We start from the raw sequence: 18972 nt of genomic DNA, 5'->3' as shown, positions 1-18972 counted from the left end.
GGATGTCGTCCGGTAGAAGCCCCGGACAACTCATTCAGCTTACAACACGCGTCGCGCGTCGAGAAATCGACTCACTCCCCGGGCGTGCCGAGCGCGGGGCGCTCCGGCAGCGTGATCGGAACGACCGGGCAGTCCTTCCACAGGCGCTCGAGCGCGTAGAAGGCGCGCTCCTCCTGGTGGAAGACGTGCACGACGAGATCGCCGAAGTCCAGCAGGATCCAGCGCGACTCCTGGCGCCCCTCGCGGCGCAGCCGCTTGTGGCCGGCCTCGTGGAGCTTGTCCTCGATCTCGTCGGCGATCGCGGCGACATTGCGCTCGTTGCGGCCGGTGACGATGAGGAAGACGTCGACGAGCGGGAGCGGCTCGGACACGTCGAGCGCGACGAGATCCTCCCCGCCCTTCGCATCGGCCGCCTCGGCGGCCAGCTGCAGCATCTGGTGGGACGTGGGGGTGGAACTCAACCGAAGACTCCTGTCGAGATTGCGTAGATGATGACGCCGACCAGGGCGACGCCCAGGACGCCGGCCGTGATGCCGAGCGTCAGCATCAGGCCGTGGTTCTTCTCGGGGGCGGGCGGGCGGATGACGTCTCCGGGCGCCTTGGACGTGCTGACGGCGGCGCTCGCGGCGATCGGCGTGGGCGAGGAGTGCATGGGGATCTCGCCGTCGAGAAGGGTCGCGTCGACGTCCTTGCCGTCCGTCGTCCCGGCGGCGGCGCCGCGGGACGAGAGGCCGCTGGGCAGCACGTGCGAGCTCGTGAAGAGCAGCTCGCCCGTGGCGGTGATCGGGGCGCTGAGCGATGCCGTGCCCGGCATGTCGTGCAGGATCAGCGAGGTGCCGGTGGCGGTCGACCCGCCGGCGTCGAGGGACCGCTGGAACGCCTCGGCGAACACCTCATCGGCGTCGGCCACGGCGGCCTGCTCGGGAGCGGGCGCCACGGTCTTCGTCTCGCGGCGGCGGCTCGCCTCCCGCTCGGCGGCCTCGCGCTCGAGCCGCTGGCGCTCCTCGGCCTGCTGGAACACCGCGGCTCCGAAGGCGGCACCCACCTTCGGCCCCTCATCCTTCGGCTCGGCCTCGGCGGCGGGCCGGGCGGGCCCGCCCGTCGACCGGGCCGGTTCGGGAGCCGGGCGCTCCGCCGGACCCGCGTCCCGCGCCTGGCCGCCGGACGTGCGCACGGCGTCGGCGAAGCCGGCGGGCAGCTCCACCACCGAGGGCTGGCCGGGCAGCGCCGGCGGCTGTCCGCTCGGCGCGGGGGTCGTCGGCTCCGGCACCGCGATCGAGTTGGTGCGCAGGATGCGCGCCTGACGCCGCGTCAGGGGCCGGCCCTGACCGGGGGCCGCGGCATCCGCATCGGCGGACGCCGACGGGGCACCCTCGTCCGGGTCGCCTCCCGCCCGATCCGCCGCGGGGGCGTCCTGCGGCGCGGCAGGCGGCTGCGCCGCGGCGGGCTGGGGCGCGGGGGGCTGCGGCGCGGGGGTCGGCTTGGCCTGCTGGTCCGCGTCGTCGTGCGTCGGCTCCGGCGCAACGGGCTTCTCGTCGGCGTCGGCGGGCTGGCCCTGCTGCACGGGAGGCGCGCCGGGCACGACCACGGGCAGCTGACCCGTCATGCGCAGCTCTTTCAGCTGGCGACGGGTGAGGGGACGCTCCGGGGTGCTCATTCGCTGCTCCGATACAGGTGATGCTTCGCGATGTACTGCACGACGCCATCGGGAACGAGATACCACACGGGAAAGCCGCGTCGCACGCGGTCTCGGCAGTCGGTCGACGAGATGGCGAGGGCGGGGATCTCGAGACGACTCACGTCGTCGGTCGGCAGGCCCTCGGTGTCGAGCACGTGGCCCGGGCGCGAGACGGCGACGAAGTGGGCGAGATCCCACAGTTCATCATGGTCTCTCCAGCTGAGAATCTGCGCCACGGCATCGGCGCCCGTGATGAAGTAGAGCTCGGCGTCAGGTCGCTCCGCCTTCAGATCCCGCAGCGTGTCGACCGTGTAGGTGGGGCCCTGGCGATCCACGTCCACCCGGCTCACGGTGAAGCTCGGGTTCGAGGCAGTGGCGATCACCGTCATCTCGTACCGGGCCTGCGCCGGCGAGACGGCGCCCTTGTGCGACGGCTGACCGGTGGGCACGAACACCACCTCGTCGAGCCCGAACGACTGCGCCACCTCGCTCGCGGCGACGAGGTGACCGTGGTGGATGGGATCGAACGTGCCGCCCATCACCCCGATCCGCGGCGCGCGGGTCTGCTCCGTCACCGCATCCGGCCTAGTGGCCGTGTCCCTCGTGCGAGGCGGCACGCGCGACCTTGTCGGCGTGGCGGTTGGCGACGTTGCGGAACGAGAACGTCACGAGACCCAGCGCGGCGAACACGACGGCGGCGACGATGCCGTACGGAAGGGTCTCCAGCGCGACGTTTCCGTGTTCTTCGGTCTCGGCGAGGACCGCGAGCGCGGCGGCGATGTTCATCCTGACTCCGTTTCGGTGCGTGGTCTCCCTAGCCTACCGCTCAGGCGCGCACCTGCCCGGCACCGCGCACCAGCCACTTGGTGCTCGTCAGCTCGGCCAGGCCCATGGGTCCGCGGGCGTGCAGCTTCTGCGTCGAGATGCCCAGCTCGGCGCCGAAGCCGAACTCGCCGCCGTCGCTGAAGCGCGTCGACGCGTTGGCCATGACGACCGCGGAGTCCACCTCGCGCAGGAAGCGCTCGGCGTTGCGCTGATCGGTCGTGATGATCGACTCCGTGTGGCCCGTGGAGTACGCGCGGATGTGATCCATGGCGTCGTCGAGCGAGTCGACGACGCGGATCGCGATCTCGAGGGCGAGGTACTCGGTGGCCCAGTCCTCCTCCGTGGCCGGCACGACGCCGTCGGCCAGGCGCTGCACCGTCTCGTCGCCGTGGATCGTGACGCCCTGCTCCCGCAGCGCGCCCGCGACGACCGGGACGAGCCGCTCGGCGGCGGCGCGCAGCACGAGCACGGTCTCGACGGCGTTGCACACGCTGGGCCGCTGCACCTTGGCGTTCACGATGATGTCGCGCGCCCAGTCCTCCGGGGCCGACTCGTCCAGCACGATGTGCACGACGCCGGCGCCCGTCTCGATGACCGGCACGGTCGACTCGGTCACGACCGTCTCGATCAGGCCCGCGCTGCCGCGCGGCACGAGCACGTCGACGAAGCCGCGGCCGTGCATGAGCGCCTTGGCACCCTCGCGGCCGAAGTCGTCGACCGTCTGCACGGCATCGGGGGTGACTCCCCGCGCTTCGAGGGCGGCGCGCATCACGTCGATGAGCACGGTGTTGCTCTCGCGCGCGGCGCTGCCGCCGCGCAGGACGGCGGCGTTGCCGGAGCGCAGGGCGAGGGCCGCGATGTCGACGGTGACGTTGGGCCGCGCCTCGTAGATCGCGCCCACCACGCCGAACGGCACGCGCACCTCCTCGAGGGCCGCCCCGGCGGGCATGCGATGCCCGCGCACGACCTGGCCGATCGGATCGGGCAGCGCCGCGATCTCGCGCACCGCTGCCGCGAGCCCCGCGATCCGCTTCTCGTCGAGCCGGAGCCGATCGAGCAGTCCCGCGGCGAGCCCGTCGCGTTCGCCCCGCGCGAGGTCGTCGGCGTTCGCGCGCAGGATCCGCTCCTGCGCCGCGAGCAGGGCCTCGGCGATCGCGTGCAGCGCGGCGGTCTTCTCGTCGCTCGTCAGGCGGGCGGTGTGCCGCGCGGCGGACTTCGCGCGGATCAGCCGGTCCTGCGCCGTGTCGGCGGGCGCGGCGGTGTCGACGGACGCAGGGGTGCCGGCTGCGGCACCGGCGACGGTCTGGCTCATCGCGCCAGTGTATCCGCCCGTCCCGCCGATCCCGAGGGGTCGGCCGGCTCGAACCAGGTGCCCACGTCGTCGCCGGCGAGGGCCTCGGCGACCAGGTCGGCGCTGGTCACGAGCACGCCGATCCCGGCAGCGGCCGCGAGGCGCGCCGCCGATGCCTTGGTCGACGCTCCCCCGGTCCCGACGCTGTTGACGATCGTCGATCCGAACTCCACGTCGCCCAGGTCCTGGCCGAAGGCGATCGTGTCGATCCGCTCCGCCCCCGGCTCGCTCGGCGGGCGCGTGTACAGCGAGTCGACGTCGCTCAGCAGCACGAGCGCGTCGGCGCCGACGAGACGCGCCACGAGCGCGGCGAGCCGATCGTTGTCGCCGAAGCGGATCTCGTGCGTCGCCACCGTGTCGTTCTCGTTCACGATCGGCAGGATGCGCAGCCCCAGCAGCCGCTCGATGGCGCGGCGCGCGTTGCTGCGCGGCAGCGCGTCCTCCAGATCGCCCGCCGTCAGCAGCACCTGGCCCGCGACGATCCGGAAAGGGCGCAGCGCCTCCTGGTACCGGTACACGAGGATGTTCTGCCCGACGGCGGCGGCCGCCTGCTGCGTGGCGAGGTCGGTCGGGCGCGAGTCGAGGCCGAGGAACGGCATGCCCGTGGCGATCGCGCCGGAGGAGACGAGCAACACCTCGGCGCCGCGGCCGTGCGCCTCGGCGAGGGCGTAGACGAGCTTCGGGATGCGCCACGACGACGTGCCGCTGATGGAGGACGACCCCACCTTCACGACGATCCGCCGCGCGGCGGCCAGATCCGCTCGCACCCTCGCGCTCACTCCGCTCAGTCCTCCTCGTCGTCGCGGCGCGCGCGACGCCGCTCCTCTTCCTCCGCGCGATCGGCGGCGCGCGCGTCCATGACCGAGTGGTAGTGCTCGCGGCGCTCGGACGTCGTGCGACGCCGGTTGTCGGCGAACCGCGGATCGGTGCCGCGTGGGGCGGCGACGAGCTCGGCGGCCGAGCTGATGGCGGGATCCCAGTCGAACTCCACGCTCTCGCCCTCGCCGATCAGCACCGTCGCGCCGGGCACGGCGCCGGCCTTGAACAGCGCGTCCTCGACGCCCAGCTTCTCGAGCCGATCGGCCAGGAAGCCCACGGCCTCCTCGTTGGCGAAGTCGGTCTGCTGCACCCAGCGCACGGGCTTCTCGCCCAGGATGCGGTAGACGTTGCCGTACGTGCCGCCCTCGACGCGGATCTCGAACTCCTTCTCGGAGCCGCGCGGGCGGATGACGACGCGCTCGCGCGGCGGCGCGGCGGGCTGTGCCTTGCGGTGCGCATCGATGATCTCGCCGAGCGCGAAGGTGAGCTCGCGCAGGCCGTGGCGCGCGACGGTCGAGATCTCGAACACGCGGTAGCCGCGGGCCTCCAGCTCGGGGCGGACGAGCTCGGCCAGTTCGCGCGCCTCCGGCACGTCGCTCTTGTTCAGCGCGATCAGCTGCGGGCGCTCGATGAGCGGAACCTGCCCCTCCGGCACGGGGTACGCCGCGAGCTCGGCGAGGATGACGTCGAGGTCGCTGATCGGGTCGCGACCGGGCTCGAGCGTGGCGCAGTCGAGCACGTGCACGAGCGCCGTGCAGCGCTCGACGTGGCGCAGGAACTCGAGCCCGAGGCCGCGCCCCTCGCTCGCGCCCTCGATGAGGCCGGGCACGTCGGCGACCGTGAAGCGGATGTCGCCGGCCTGCACGACGCCGAGGTTCGGGTGCAGCGTGGTGAAGGGGTAGTCGGCGATCTTGGGGCGTGCCGCCGAGACGGCGGCGATGAGGCTCGACTTGCCGGCGGACGGGAACCCGACGAGCGCGACGTCGGCGACGGTCTTCAGCTCGAGGACGACATCGCCCTCCCAGCCGGGCGTGCCGAGCAGCGCGAAGCCGGGGGCCTTGCGCTTGGGCGAGGCGAGAGCCGCGTTGCCGAGCCCGCCCTTGCCGCCGGGGGCCACGACGAAGCGCATGCCCGGCTCGACCATGTCGATGAGCACCTCGCCGGAGGGGTCCTTGACGACGGTGCCAACGGGCACGGGCAGCTCGAGGTCCTCGCCCTGCGCGCCGGAGCGCATGTCGCCCATGCCGAAGCCGCCGTTGCCCGCCGAGCGGTGCGGCGAGTGGTGGTAGCTCAGCAGCGTGGTCGTCTGCGGGTCGGCGACGAGGATGATGTCCCCGCCGTCGCCGCCGTTCGCCCCGTCGGGGCCGGCGAGCGGCTTGAACTTCTCACGCCTCACCGAGACGCAGCCGTTGCCGCCCCTGCCGGCGCGGAGGTGCAACGTGACCTCGTCGACGAACGTGACCATGTTTCTGCCTTCGATCCTGAGCCGGGACCGCCGCGACGGCGGCCCGCATCCTCACTGTGTGTTCAGCGGCCAGCGGTCGCTGAATGCGGGAACGGGGCGAGCCGAAGCCCGCCCCGTTCCGGAAAAACCTCTTGCGTGTGCGAGATCACTCGCCCGCGACGATGTTGACGACCTTGCGGCCACCCTTGCTGCCGAACTCGACCGCACCGGCGGCGAGGGCGAACAGCGTGTCGTCGCCACCGCGGCCGACGTTCACGCCGGGGTGGAAGTGCGTGCCGCGCTGACGGACGAGGATCTCGCCCGCGCTGACGGTCTGGCCGCCGAAGCGCTTCACGCCCAGTCGCTGGGCGTTGGAGTCGCGACCGTTACGGGTAGAGCTTGCGCCCTTCTTGTGTGCCATTTCGCTGAACCCTTCCGCGCTTACTTGATGCCGGTGATCTTGAGGCGCGTGAGGTCCTGACGGTGGCCCTGGCGCTTCTTGTAGCCGGTCTTGTTCTTGTACTTCTGGATGACGATCTTCGGACCGCGCAGGTCCTTCACGACCTCGGCCGTGACCTTGACCTTCGCCAGCTTGGCGGCGTCGGTCTCGACCTTGTCGCCGTCCACGAACAGCACGGCGGGGAGCTCGATGGTCTCGCCCGCGGCCGCCTGTACACGGTTGAGCTGAATGACCGAGCCGACCTCGACCTTCTCCTGACGGCCGCCGGCGCGCACGACTGCGTAAACCACTTCACACCTTGTTTCATTAGGGAGAACCCGGATCGACGGGTCTCCGGATCTCTCACGGGAAGACTTCGCTTGCGTTCGCTGGTTGCGAGGGCGTCTGCAAGACTTTCGCCGCGGCACTGCTCGCGCACGCGACAGGGGACGCACCAACCGTCTACTTTACCCGATCCCCTGCCGATCCGGCAAAAGCGCCGCGCGGCGCGTCCCGCGTCGACACCGGGCGCACGGCGCAGGCCTAGGCTCGATGCCGTGGCGATTCTCGTGGACAGCGCGATCTGGCCCGCGCACGGGCGGCTCTGGGCCCACCTCGTGAGCGACGCCGACCTCGCCGAGCTGCACGCCTTCGCGGCCGCGCACGGCGTGCCGGCGCGCGCCTTCGATCTCGACCACTACGACGTCCCGGCCGACGCCGTGGAGCGCCTCGTGGCCGGCGGCGCGACCCGCGTCACCGGCCGCGAACTCGTGCGGCGCCTGCAGGCCTCGGGCCTGCGGGTCTCCCAGCGCGAGCGCCGCGGCCTCTGACCGACGATTCCCTCGCCGAACCCGCCCTCGTTCCGCGAACCCGCCCGGGATCCGGCGCGGGTTCGACGAACGAACGCGGGTTCGCAGAAGGGGGACGAGTCAGTCGGTGGGGGCGGCCGGGTTGACCGACACCGCGGTGCCCGTGAGGGCGGCCGTGGTGACGCGGCGGCTGCGGTTGCGGCCCTGGCCGGGCGCCTTCGGCTCGGGCAGCGCGCTCAGCACGGAGTCCAGCAGCTGCTGGGCCTCGGACTTCGGCGCCGCCGGGCGCTCCGGGCGCTCGGCACGCTCGGGCCGCTTGCGGCGCTTGCGCGGTCGCTCCTCGCCCTCGGGCTGCGACGGCTCCGCGCGCGGCCCCTCCGGCAGCTCGATCGCGATCTCCGGGGTGGTCTTGCCCGGCTCGGCCGCGGGCGCGGCGGCCGGCGCGATCGTGGAGGCCGCGATCTGCGCGAGGGCCGACTTCACGCCCTCCGTGATGACGTGCGTCGCGGCGGCGGGGGCCGCGGGCGCGGCCTGCGCGCCCGCCGACGAGCCGCCGTTGCCGCGCGAGCGGCGGTTCGATCCGCCGCCGTTGCCCCCGTTGCCGCCGTTCCCGGCCGGACGGTGCTTCACCACGGGGTCGTGATGCACGATGACGCCGCGCCCGGCGCAGACCTCGCACGCCTCGCTGAACGTCTCGAGCAGGCCCAGGCCCAGCTTCTTGCGCGTCATCTGCACGAGGCCGAGCGAGGTGACCTCGGCGACCTGGTGCTTCGTTCGGTCGCGGCTCAGGCACTCGACGAGCCGGCGCAGCACGAGGTCGCGGTTCGACTCGAGCACCATGTCGATGAAGTCGACCACGATGATGCCGCCGATGTCGCGCAGCCGCAGCTGGCGCACGATCTCCTCGGCCGCCTCGAGGTTGTTCTTCGTGACCGTCTCCTCGAGGTTGCCCCCGGAGCCGACGAACTTGCCGGTGTTGACATCCACGACCGTCATGGCCTCGGTGCGGTCGATCACGAGCGATCCGCCGGACGGCAGCCAGACCTTGCGGTCGAGCGCCTTCTCGATCTGCTCGGTGATGCGGAACGCGTCGAACGGATCCTTCTCCCCCTCGTAGCGCTCCACGCGCTCCAGCAGATCCGGCGCCACCTGCTCGAGGTACGTCGTGATGGTGCTGTACGCGTCATCGCCCTGGATGAGCATCTTCGTGAAGTCCTCGTTGAAGACGTCGCGGACGATCTTCACGAGCAGATCGGGCTCGCTGTGCAGCAGGCTCGGGGCGCTGCCCTTCTCGACCTTCTGCTGGATGTGCGCCCACTGGGCCGTGAGCCGGTTCACGTCGCGCGTGAGCTGCTCCTCGGTGGCGCCCTCCGCGGCCGTGCGCACGATGACGCCCGACGACTCGGGCAGCACCTCCTTGAGGATCCTCTTCAGGCGCGAGCGCTCGGTGTCGGGCAGCTTGCGGGAGATGCCGTTCATCGCGCCGCCCGGCACGTAGACGAGGTAGCGACCGGGAAGGGAGATCTGGCTCGTCAGGCGCGCGCCCTTGTGGCCGACCGGGTCCTTCGTGACCTGGACGAGGACCTTGTCGCCGGGCTTCAGCGCGAGCTCGATGCGGCGCGGCTGGTTGCCGGTCTCGACGGCGTCCCAGTCCACCTCGCCCGAGTACAGCACGGCGTTGCGGCCGCGCCCGATGTCGACGAAGGCGGCCTCCATGCTCGGCAGCACGTTCTGCACGCGGCCGAGGTAGACGTTGCCGATGAGCGAGGCGTCCTGGTTGCGCGCGACGTAGTGCTCCACGAGCACCTTGTCCTCGAGCACGCCGATCTGCACGCGGCCCGACTTCGAGCGGACGATCATCTGGCGATCGACCGACTCACGGCGCGCGAGGAACTCCGCCTCGGTGACGACGGGGCGGCGACGACCGGCCTCGCGGCCGTCACGGCGGCGCTGCTTCTTCGCCTCCAGGCGCGTGGAGCCCTTGATCTTCTGCGGCTCGGTGATGACCTCGACGGGCCGCTGCGGGCGCTCCGGGGCCGAGCCCCCGTTGCCGCCGCGACGGCGGCGCCGGCCGCGGCCGCGCGAGGATCCGCCGTCCCTGTCGCCCTGGTCGTCCTCGTCGTCGTCATCCGCCTCGGGCAGCTCGAGTGCGGGCAGCGGCGCGATGTCGGGGGCGTAGAAGTGCAGCGCGGTCGACACCTGCGACACGAAGTTCTCGGGCAGCAGCCCCAGGCTCACGGCCGTGAGCGGCTTCGGCTCCTCGGCCTGCGGCTCCTCGGCCTGCGGCTCCTCGGGCTCGGAGTCCTCGGGCTTCGATTCCTCGGGCTTCGCGTGCGGAGCGTCCTCGGGCTTCGCGTCCGACGCGGGCTCGGGCTCGACGGCGGGCTCCGCCTCCGGGGCGGGCTCGCCCGCAACCGCGGCCTCGGCCTGCGGCTCCTCGGCGGCGGACTCGGCCTGCGCCACGGACTCCGCGGCGTCGGTCTGCTCCCCCGCGTCGGTCGCGGGCGCCGCGGCGGTCGCGGGCGCCTCGTCGGCGACCGACGCCGGCACGTCCGGCGCGCCGGACTCGTCCGCCGGGCCGCCCATCACGCCGTCGGCGCGGGGCTCGAGGGTGCTGCGGTCATCGAATTCACTGTTCTCATCAGCCATCGCTGGCGTACTCCCTGCGGGCGGACATCCGCGCGTCGCCCGGAAATCTCGTGCGGCACCTGGATGCCGCGAACTCACTCGGTGTTGCGACCGGCGCACTGCTCTGGTCGCGCGAGGCACTCGTCGCCTCGAAGTCTTCTCTGTCAGGGGCGGTTCGCGGCGCGGCCGCGGTTTGCACCTCGCTGGCCATTATCGCACCCTTCGCACCGCATCGCCGTCGCGCGGCCGTGTCGCGCCCCGTCCCGTCCCCGCGAAACAGCAACCGCGCGCCGAGACAGCGGCGTTCGGACGCTGTCTCGGCGCACAGAACCTGTCTCGCTGCCACCGGCCGCGGCGGGGAGGGATCGCTCATGCCGCGATGCGAGAATGCACGCATGGCAACGCCCCGCACCCGACCCACCGCACTCGCCGTCTGGCTCATCGTCGCCGGGGCGATCGGCTGGTGGGCGGCCTACTCGCTCACCATGGAGCGGTTCGAGCAGCTGGCCGACCCGGGCGCCGGCGCGAGCTGCGATTTCAGCGTGCTCGTGCAATGCAGCGCCAACCTCGAGTCCTGGCAGGGATCGGCGTTCGGCTTCCCGAACCCGATCCTCGGGATCACGGGCTGGGTCGCGCCGATCGTCGTGGGGGCGGCGATCCTCGCCGGCGCGCGGTTCGGCCGCTGGTTCTGGCTGCTCTTCGCCGCCGGCATGACGTTCGCGTTCGGCTTCGTCGTGTGGCTGATCTCGCAGAGCATCTTCGAGCTGCACACGCTGTGCCCGTGGTGCATGGTCACGTGGGTCGTGACCATCCCGTCGTTCTACGCCGTGCTGCTGCACGTCATCCGCATCGGCGCGCTGCCGCTGCCGAGCGCGGCGCAGAAGGCCGCCGACAGGGCCATGAGCTGGCTGCCGCTGCTCGCCGTGGCCAGCTACGCCGTGATCGCGATCATCGCGCAGCTGCGACTGAACGTGCTCGCCACCTTCATCTGAGACGCGCTCCCTCTGAGACGCGAAGGGCGCGGGCCCCTCGTGGGGTACCCGCGCCCTCCGGACGGAACGGCCGTCGTCACTCGTCGTTGTCGAGCTCTGCGAGCACCTCGGGGGCGACGTCGATGTTCGTGTAGACGTTCTGCACGTCGTCGCTGTCCTCGAGCGCGTCGATGAGGCGGAACACCTTGCGGGCCGTCTCGGCATCGGCCGGCACCTTCACGTTCGCCACGAACTCGGCATCCGCCGACTCGTACTCGATGCCCGCCTCCTGCAGCGCCGTGCGCACGGCGACGAGGTCGCTCGCCTCCGTGACCACCTCGAAGCCCTGCGGGTGCGGCTCGATCTCCTGCGCGCCGGCCTCGAGCGCCGCGAGCATCACGTCGTCCTCGGTCGTGCCCTCACCCGAGACGACGATGACGCCCTTGCGCTCGAAGTTGAACGACACGCTGCCCGGATCGGCCATGTTGCCGCCGTTGCGGGTGACCGCCGTGCGCACCTCGGCGGCCGCGCGGTTCTTGTTGTCGGTGAGGCACTCGATCAGCATCGCGACGCCGCCGGGGGCGTAGCACTCGTACATGATCGTCGTGTAGTCGACCGCCTCGCCGCCGATGCCGGCGCCGCGCTTGATGGCGCGCTCGATGTTGTCCTTGGGGACCGACGTCTTCTTCGCCTTCAGGACGGCGTCGAACAGCGTGGGGTTGCCCGCCTCGTCGGGGCCGCCGAGCCGCGCCGCCACCTCGATGTTCTTGATGAGCTTCGCCCACGACTTCGCGCGCTTGGCGTCGATGACCGCCTTCTTGTGCTTCGTGGTGGCCCACTTGGAATGCCCGGACATGAAACTCCCGATCGTCAGACTGCTGTGTCGATTCTATTCCGCGCGCGTCGGCGTCGACGCTACGGGCGCGGCAGGCGCGAGATGGCGGTGCGGATGGCGGCGGCGTCGGCCGCCAGGCAGATCCGGATCCACCCCTCCCCGCCACGCCCGAACGCACTGCCCGGCGCGACCGCCACCTTCTGCGTGAGCAGGAAGCGCTGCGCCCACGAGGCGACGTCGCCGTCGGTCGCGTGCGAGACGTCGATCCACAGGTAGAACGCCCCCTGCGGCCGGTGGTAGCGCAGGCCGCGCTCATCCAGCAGCGCGGTGGCCTCGGCGATCGCCGCCCGGTACCGCTCGCGCGCCCGCTCGACGTGGTCCATGGGCCCGGTGAGCGCGGCGATCGCCGCGTGCTGCTCGGGCATCGCGACGCACGCGATCATCGCCTCCTGCAGCGCGCGCATGGTGTCGGCGACGCCGGGCGGCGTGACGAGCCAGCCGACGCGCGCACCCGTCATGGCGTGGCTCTTGGAGGTCGAGAACACGCTCAGCACGCGATCCTGCTCCCCCAGTTCGGCCGCCACGGCCGCGAGCGAGGTGTGCGGCCCCTCCCACGTGAAGTGCTCGTAGACCTCGTCGCTGATGATCCAGAGGTCGTGCGCGGCGGCGAAGCGGACGATGTCGGCCAGCACGGCGGGCGGGAAGACGACGCCCAGCGGATTGGACGGCGAGTTGACGACGATCGCGCGCGTGCGCGCGGTGACGAGCGGCTCGAGCTCGCCCACGTGCGGCGTGAAGCCGTGCTCGGCGCGCAGCGGGTACGGCACGGGGACGGCGCCCTGGGCCCGCGGGTACATCGTGAACGTGGTGTAGCCCGGATCGGGGATGAGGATCTCGTCGCCCTGGCCGAGCGTGAGCGTGAAGGCCTGCGCGAGGGCCTGGGTGCCCCCGATGGTGACCCACACCTGCTCGACGTCGGCCTCGATGCCGTTCTCGCGCGCGAGCTTGTCGACGATGGCGCGGCGCAGCGCGGGCAGGCCGCCGTTGCCGGCGTAGTTCGTGTCGCCGCGGTCCCACGCCTGTCGCGCGGCGTCCGCGATGTGCGCGGCGACGGGGACGTCGGGCTCGCCGACGACGAGCATGATCGGATCGTCGACGGTCATGGCGAGCTCGAAGATCCGGCGGGTCCCCGACTCGGGGACGGAGGGGATGTGAGAGGCGAGCTGCGGCACGATGTCCCACGTTACCCGTACGCTCGGTCCCCTCCGCGGTGCCGCGGGCGACGGATCGGGCGGCGAGCCGAACCCTCGAGTAGAACTAGAACGTTCGTTCGACTGATCCCCTTTCTTTGTCGTACATAGTTTCTATACTGGCGTCATGGGCACGGCGGCGGCATTCGACAGGCGAGGCGACCTCGCCACGGTGCTGCGCCTGCGCGAGCAGATCGCCGGCCTGCAGCGGCGCCGGGCCGATCCGAAGGCCCTGCCCGTGCCCGACGCGCTCTCGCCCCTGTTCCCCGACGGCGGGCTGCGCCCCGGGGCCGCCTACGCGCTTCAGCCCGGATCCACGAGCCTGCTGCTGGCCCTGCTGGGAGCGAGCTCGCGGGAGGGGTCGTGGTGTGCCGTGGTCGGACTGCCCGAGCTCTCGGTGGAGGCCGCCGAGGGGCACGGCGTCTCCCTCGACCGGATCGCGCTCATCCCCGATCCGGGCGACCGGTGGCTGCAGGCCGCCTCGGCGGCGGCCGAGGTCTTCCCGCTCGTCGCCGTGCGCCCGCCCCGGCGCCCGGCCGAGGCCGAGGCCGCCCGGCTGGAGGCCCGGCTGCGCGACCGGGGCGGCACCCTGCTCGCCCTCGGCGACTGGCCGGGGGTCGAGGCGGCCTTGTCGCTCGGTGCCCCGGAATGGCACGGCATCGGCCGCGGCCACGGGCTGCTGTCGGAGCGGGCCGTCACGGTCACCCTCACCGGCAGGCGCACCCCGCGGCCCCGCTCGGTGCGGGTGCTGCTTCCCGGCCCTTCCGGGCGCATCGAGCCGATCGGGGCCGAGGCGATCGGGGCCGAAGCCGGCGCGACCGGGAACGCCCCGCGGCCGCGACTGCGGGCGGTGGGCGCATGAGTCCCGAGCGCGCCCTCGTCCTGCTGTTCCCCGACTGGGCGGTCACGGCGTTCCTGCGCACGCAGGCCCGCGAGCTCGGCGCCGAACCGGTCGATCCCGGCGCGCCGATCGCCGTGATCCGGGCCAACCGCGTCGTGGCCTGCTCCGCGTCCGCGCGCGCCCAGGGCGTGGGCGTGGGCCAGCGGCGGCGCGACGCGCAGGGCGCCTGCCCGCGCCTGCGCATCGTGCCGGACGATCCGGATCGCGACGAGCGCGCCTTCCACGCCGTGCTGCGCGCGCTCGAGGAGCTCGCGCCCGGCGGCCAGCCCCTCGCGCCCGGCCTCGTCGCGCTGCGCGCCCGCGGCCCCGCCCGGTTCTACGGCGGCGAGGCCGAGGCCGCGCACGCCCTCGCGGCCGCGCTCGCCGCGCGCGGCTACGACGAGGTGCGCGCGGGGATCGCCGACGGCGTCTTCACGGCGGAACAGGCCGCGCGCTCCCTGCCCGCTGCGGGCGCTCGTGAAGGGGGCGCTCGCGAGGGGGCGGGCGCGGATGCGCCGCTCCCCCTGCGGATCGTGCCGCCGGGGGCATCCGCCGCCTTCCTCGCCCCGCTGCCGGTGACCGTGCTCGGCGACGAGCAGCTCGCCCTGCTGCTGTCGCGGCTCGGGCTGCGCACGCTCGGCGACTTCGCCGCGCTCGCCCCCGGCCGCGTGCGCGAGCGGCTCGGGGAGCGCGGGCTGCGGTTGCAGGCCCTCGCCGCCGGGGCGGACTCGCGCGCCGTCGTGCCACGGGTGCCCCCGCCCGAGCTCGCACGCGAGCTGGCGCTCGAGCCGCCGCTGGAGCTGGCCGAGCAGATCGCGTTCGCCGTGCGCCAGACCGCCGAGGGATTCTGCGACGCCGTCGGCGAGGCCGGGCTCGTCTGCACGGCCGTGCGGATCGCGATCGAGGACGACCGCGACGGGCGCAGCGAGCGCGTGTGGCAGCATCCGGTGAGCTTCGACGCGGCCAGCGTGGTCGACCGCGTGCGCTGGCAGCTGCAGCAGGGCGGCGAGTCGGCGCTGCGCGGCGCCGTGGCCCTCGTCCGCATCGAGGCCGAGGCGGTGGACGACGGCGCGGCCCATCAGCCGGCGCTCATCGGCCAGGGTCCCGACGAGCGCGCCCACCACGCCATGACCCGCCTGCAGGCCGTGCTCGGCCATCGCGGCGTGCTCAGCCCCGCCGTCGGCGGCGGCCGCAGCGCCGCCGAGCGCGAGGTGCTGCTGCCGTGGGGCGACGGCGCGTCCCCCGAGCAGAGCCGCGACCGCCCCTGGCCCGGATCCCCGCCGGCACCGCTGCCGGCCGAGGTGTTCCGCCGCCCCCGCCCGGCCGCCGTGCGCGGTGCCGGCGGCGCGGCGGTCGGCGTCGACGCGCGCGGCATGGTGGCGGGCGAGCCCGCCGAGCTCGACGGCCGCCGCGTGGTGTCGTGGGCGGGCCCGTGGCCGGTGATCGAGCGCACGTGGGACGCCGCGCGCGCCCGTCGTGCGCATCGCTTCCAGCTCGTGGACGAGGCGGGAGGCGCGTGGCTCGTCGTGCACGAGGGCTCCGGCTGGTGGCTCGAGGGGAGGTACGCCTGATGGGCTGGACGAATCCGCCGATCCCGTGGCACGAGCTCGAGCGCACCCTCAGCGGCCGCCGGCCCGATCCGCGCCCCGCGAACGCGGACGGCGGCGACAGCCCGGCGTGGAGCCGCAAGCGGGGCGCGTACGAGCCGCCGCGTCTCGAGCGCGGCACGAGCCGCACCCGCTACGCCGAGCTGCACGCGCACTCGTCCTTCTCGTTCCTCGACGGCGCCTCCTCGCCCGAGGATCTCGTCGAGGAGGCCGAGCGGCTGGGGCTGGAGGCCCTGGCGATGACCGATCACGACGGCTTCTACGGCATCGCGCGCTTCGCGGAGGCGGCCGAGCACACCTCGGTCGGCACGGTGTTCGGCGCGGAGCTGTCGCTGGGGCTGCCGAAGCCGCAGGGCGGGGTGCCGGACCCGGCCGGCACGCACCTGCTTGTGCTCGCGCGCGGCGAGGAGGGCTACCACCGGCTCGCCGGGGCGATCACGCGCGCGCAGCTGCGCGGCGGCGAGAAGGGCCGCCCGCTCTACGACCTCGATGAGCTGGCCGAGCGCGGCCGCGATCACTGGGCGGTGCTCACGGGCTGCCGCAAGGGGGCGGTGGGCCGCGCGCTGGCCGGACCCGTCTCGCGCGGATCGGGCGACCTGTCGGCGGCCGAGGCCGCCCTGCGCGAGCTCGTCGACCGGTTCGGGCCGGGCGGCGTGTTCGTCGAGCTGACGCGCCACGGCGATCCCCTCGACGACCGCCGCAACGACGCGCTCGCCGAGCTCGCCGCGCGCGTCGGCGTGCCCACCCTCGCCACGAACAACGTGCACTACGCCGCCCCCGAGCGCGCGCGGCTCGCGCGGGCCGTCGCCGCGATCCGCGCCACCCGCGGCATGGACGACCTCGACGGCTGGCTGCCTGCGCACGACTCGGCGCACCTGCGCTCGGGCGACGAGATGGCGCGCCTGTTCGCCCGCTATCCGGGTGCCGTGGAGCGCACGGCCGACCTGGCGGCCGAGCTCGCCTTCCCCCTGCGCCGCGCGCGGCCCGCACTGCCGAAGCAGGAGGTGCCGGAGGGGCACACGCCCATGTCGTACCTGCGCGAGCTCGTCTGGCGGGCCGTGCCGTCGCACTACCCGGAGCTGGACGAGGCGGGGCGCCGGCGGATCGCGCACGAGCTCGACGTGATCGAGCGCAAGGACTTCCCCGGCTACTTCCTCATCGTGCACGATATCGTCGCCGAGGCCCGCCGGCGCGGCATCCTGTGCCAGGGGCGCGGATCCGCCGCCGCCAGCGCCGTCTGCTACCTGCTCGACATCACGGCGGTCGACGCGATCGCCTACGACCTGCCCTTCGAGCGCTTCCTCTCGGCGATCCGCGACGAGGAGCCCGACATCGACGTGGACTTCGACTCCGACCGCCGCGAGGAGATCATCCAGTGGGTCTACGAGCAGTACGGGCGCGAGCGGGCGGCGCAGGTGGCGAACGTCATCCAGTACCGCCCCAAGAACGCCGTGCGCGACGTCGCCCGCGCCCTGGACTTCTCCCCCGGCCAGCAGGACGCCTGGTCGCGGCAGGTGGAGCGCTGGGGCGCCACGCTGGAGTCGGGTCCCGATCACGACATCCCGGATCAGGTGATCGCGTACGCGACCGAGCTCATGAAGGCGCCGCGGCACCTGGGCATCCACTCCGGCGGCATGGTGCTGACCGACCGACCCGTCGGCGAGGTCGTGCCCGTCGAGCACGCCCGCATGGAGAACCGCACGGTCATCCAGTGGGACAAGGACGACGCCGCGTGGATGGGGCTGGTGAAGTTCGACCTGCTGGGCCTGGGCATGCTCTCGGCGCTGCAGCACTGCTTCGACCTCATCCGCGAGTCCACGGGCGAGCAGTGGCAGCTGCGCGAGCTGCCGCGCGAGGAGCCCGCCGTCTACGACATGCTGTGCCGCGCCGACTCCATCGGCGTGTTCCAGGTGGAATCGCGCGCCCAGATGGGGCTGCTCCCCCGGCTGCAGCCGCGCCGCTTCTACGACCTCGTCATCCAGATCGCGCTCATCCGGCCCGGCCCCATCCAGGGCGGCGCGGTGCACCCCTTCGTGCGCCGCAAGATGGGCGTCGAGCCCACCACCTACCCGCACCCCAAGCTGAAGCCGGTGCTGGAGCGCACGCACGGCGTGCCGATCTTCCAGGAGCAGCTGATGCAGATGGCGATGGTCATCGGCGACTGCACGGGCGAGGACGCCGATCTGCTGCGCCGCGCCATGGGGTCGAAGCGCGGCCTGGAGCGGATCGAGAAGATCCGCGACAAGCTCTACGCGGGCATGAAGCGCAACGGCCTGTCGGACGAGGCCGCCGACGCGATCTACGCGCAGATCCAGGCGTTCGCGAACTTCGGCTTCGCCGAGTCGCACTCCCTCTCGTTCGGCCTGCTCGTCTACGCCAGCTCGTGGATCAAGCTGCACTACCCGGCCGCCTTCCTCGCCGGCCTGCTGCGCGCGCAGCCCATGGGGTTCTACTCCGCCGCCACGCTCACGGCCGATGCCCGCCGCCACGGCGTCGTCGTGCACCGGCCCGACATCAACCTCTCGGGCGCGCAGGAGACGCTCGAGCCGCTCGATCCGGATCGGCACGGTCCGACGGGCCGGGACGCGTGCCTGCGCTCGTTCGACGGGGAGCCGCCGCCGTTCGATCCGGCCGCGCCCGACGAGTCGGCCGCGCACCGCCGCGACGGCGGCTTCGCCGTGCGGCTGGGGCTGGCCGGCGTCACGGGCGTGGGCCTGCGCACCGCCAGGGCCATCGCGGCCGAGCGTGACGCGCACGGCCCCTTCGCGTCGATGCACGATCTCGTGCGCCGCACGGGGGTGAGCGAGAACCAGCTCGAGGCGCTCGCCACGGCGGGGGCATTCGCGTCGCTCGGGCACGCCACGCGCGAGGCCCTGTGGATCGCGGGGGCCGCGGCGCAGGACCGGCCCGAGTACCTGCCGGGCACGGTGCAGGCCGTGCAGCCGCCGCTGTTCCCCGATCCGACGAGCTACGAGCGGCTCGCGAGCGACCTGTGGGCCACGGGCGTGTCGACCGACGACCACCCCCTCACGCACTTCCGCGGTGCGCTCGACGCCCGGGGCGTCGTCACCTCCGCGGGGCTGCGCACGCACGAGACGGGGCGGCGCGTGGAGGTCGCCGGGCTCGTGACGCACCGCCAGCGGCCCGCCACCGCCTCGGGCGTGACGTTCCTCAACCTCGAGGACGAGTTCGGCCTCATCAACGTCATCTGCTCCACGGGGGCGTGGACGCGGTTCCGCGCCGTCGTGCGCGACAGCCCGGCGCTCATCGCCCGCGGCATCCTGGAGCGCTCGCCCGAGGGCGTCGTCAACATCGTCGCCGACGGCTTCGAGGACCTCCGCGTCGGCATCGGGCACCGCTCGCGCGACTTCCGCTGAGGGGCGGCAGCCCGGGCGGCGCGGATGTGCCGGGGCACGCGAGACACCGCGCGCGCCGG

At 73.3% G+C, this 18972-nt stretch carries 17 protein-coding genes; 5 read left to right on the top strand and 12 right to left on the bottom strand.

Annotated features, from left to right (window positions below; genetic code table 11):
- Positions 1–71: 71 nt before the first annotated feature.
- The 9 genes from rsfS to rplU all read right to left on the bottom strand — a co-directional run bounded on the left by rsfS (position 72) and on the right by rplU (position 6867).
- A complete protein-coding gene (rsfS, locus tag ACODR5_RS04690; RefSeq protein ID WP_449854205.1) occupies positions 72–434 on the bottom strand; it encodes a ribosome silencing factor in 363 nt (120 codons plus the stop codon).
- Positions 435–457: 23 nt separating this feature from the next.
- On the bottom strand, positions 458–1657 hold the full coding sequence (locus tag ACODR5_RS04685; RefSeq protein WP_488982882.1) for a hypothetical protein: 1200 nt from the start codon (positions 1655–1657) through the stop codon (positions 458–460).
- A complete protein-coding gene (gene nadD, locus ACODR5_RS04680) occupies positions 1654–2253 on the bottom strand; it encodes a nicotinate-nucleotide adenylyltransferase (RefSeq protein ID WP_449854199.1) in 600 nt (199 codons plus the stop codon). The genes ACODR5_RS04685 and nadD overlap by 4 nt, the downstream gene beginning before the upstream one ends.
- 10 nt (positions 2254–2263) lie before the next feature.
- Positions 2264–2464 (bottom strand): hypothetical protein, encoded by a 201-nt coding sequence (locus tag ACODR5_RS04675; protein ID WP_460817772.1) that lies wholly within the window; start codon positions 2462–2464, stop codon positions 2264–2266.
- A 40-nt stretch (positions 2465–2504) separates the two neighbouring features.
- Complete coding sequence (locus tag ACODR5_RS04670) at positions 2505–3815, bottom strand: glutamate-5-semialdehyde dehydrogenase (protein WP_460817770.1); 1311 nt, start codon at positions 3813–3815, stop codon at positions 2505–2507.
- Positions 3812–4633, bottom strand: a complete 822-nt coding sequence (proB, locus tag ACODR5_RS04665; protein ID WP_449854196.1) for a glutamate 5-kinase — start codon at positions 4631–4633, stop codon at positions 3812–3814. The genes ACODR5_RS04670 and proB overlap by 4 nt, the downstream gene beginning before the upstream one ends.
- Positions 4634–4638: 5 nt before the next feature.
- Positions 4639–6138 carry a GTPase ObgE gene (gene obgE / locus ACODR5_RS04660; protein WP_488982881.1) on the bottom strand — a complete coding sequence of 500 codons (1500 nt, stop codon included), beginning with the start codon at positions 6136–6138 and terminating at the stop codon, positions 4639–4641.
- A 145-nt stretch (positions 6139–6283) separates the two neighbouring features.
- Positions 6284–6538, bottom strand: coding sequence for a 50S ribosomal protein L27 (gene rpmA / locus ACODR5_RS04655; RefSeq protein ID WP_449854194.1), 255 nt, complete (start codon positions 6536–6538; stop codon positions 6284–6286).
- A 20-nt stretch (positions 6539–6558) separates the two neighbouring features.
- On the bottom strand, positions 6559–6867 hold the full coding sequence (rplU, locus tag ACODR5_RS04650; protein ID WP_449854193.1) for a 50S ribosomal protein L21: 309 nt from the start codon (positions 6865–6867) through the stop codon (positions 6559–6561).
- 246 nt (positions 6868–7113) lie between these two features.
- Between rplU and ACODR5_RS04645 the strand changes: the two genes are divergently transcribed.
- Entirely contained in the window at positions 7114–7386 is a 273-nt protein-coding gene (locus ACODR5_RS04645; protein ID WP_449854192.1) for a DUF4031 domain-containing protein, read from the top strand.
- A 99-nt stretch (positions 7387–7485) separates the two neighbouring features.
- Here ACODR5_RS04645 and ACODR5_RS04640 read toward each other — a convergent pair whose 3' ends face one another.
- Positions 7486–10014 carry an Rne/Rng family ribonuclease gene (locus tag ACODR5_RS04640; RefSeq protein WP_488982880.1) on the bottom strand — a complete coding sequence of 843 codons (2529 nt, stop codon included), beginning with the start codon at positions 10012–10014 and terminating at the stop codon, positions 7486–7488.
- A gap of 374 nt (positions 10015–10388) precedes the next feature.
- On the opposite strand from ACODR5_RS04640, the gene ACODR5_RS04635 reads away from it, so the two are divergent.
- Entirely contained in the window at positions 10389–10985 is a 597-nt protein-coding gene (locus ACODR5_RS04635; protein ID WP_460817766.1) for a vitamin K epoxide reductase family protein, read from the top strand.
- 76 nt (positions 10986–11061) lie between these two features.
- On the opposite strand, the gene ACODR5_RS04630 is transcribed toward ACODR5_RS04635, so the two are convergent.
- Both ACODR5_RS04630 and ACODR5_RS04625 read right to left on the bottom strand, forming a co-directional pair.
- Positions 11062–11820 (bottom strand): YebC/PmpR family DNA-binding transcriptional regulator, encoded by a 759-nt coding sequence (locus ACODR5_RS04630; RefSeq protein ID WP_449854189.1) that lies wholly within the window; start codon positions 11818–11820, stop codon positions 11062–11064.
- Between the two features lie 59 nt (positions 11821–11879).
- A complete protein-coding gene (locus ACODR5_RS04625) occupies positions 11880–13031 on the bottom strand; it encodes a pyridoxal phosphate-dependent aminotransferase (RefSeq protein WP_488982879.1) in 1152 nt (383 codons plus the stop codon).
- A 145-nt stretch (positions 13032–13176) separates the two neighbouring features.
- Between ACODR5_RS04625 and ACODR5_RS04620 the strand changes: the two genes are divergently transcribed.
- The 3 genes from ACODR5_RS04620 to ACODR5_RS04610 are packed head-to-tail and all read left to right on the top strand — an operon-like array spanning position 13177 to position 18913.
- Positions 13177–13911, top strand: a complete 735-nt coding sequence (locus tag ACODR5_RS04620) for a hypothetical protein (RefSeq protein ID WP_449854187.1) — start codon at positions 13177–13179, stop codon at positions 13909–13911.
- On the top strand, positions 13908–15500 hold the full coding sequence (locus tag ACODR5_RS04615) for a DNA polymerase Y family protein (RefSeq protein ID WP_488982878.1): 1593 nt from the start codon (positions 13908–13910) through the stop codon (positions 15498–15500). Before ACODR5_RS04620 ends, ACODR5_RS04615 begins: the two co-directional genes overlap by 4 nt.
- Positions 15500–18913, top strand: a complete 3414-nt coding sequence (locus ACODR5_RS04610; RefSeq protein ID WP_488982877.1) for an error-prone DNA polymerase — start codon at positions 15500–15502, stop codon at positions 18911–18913. The genes ACODR5_RS04615 and ACODR5_RS04610 overlap by 1 nt, the downstream gene beginning before the upstream one ends.
- Positions 18914–18972 lie beyond the last annotated feature (59 nt).

Source organism: Microbacterium sp. FG3 (genome assembly GCF_057809335.1).
The sequence above is the reverse complement of the archived record's forward strand: the minus strand, read 5'-3'. Positions and strand labels throughout refer to the sequence as shown.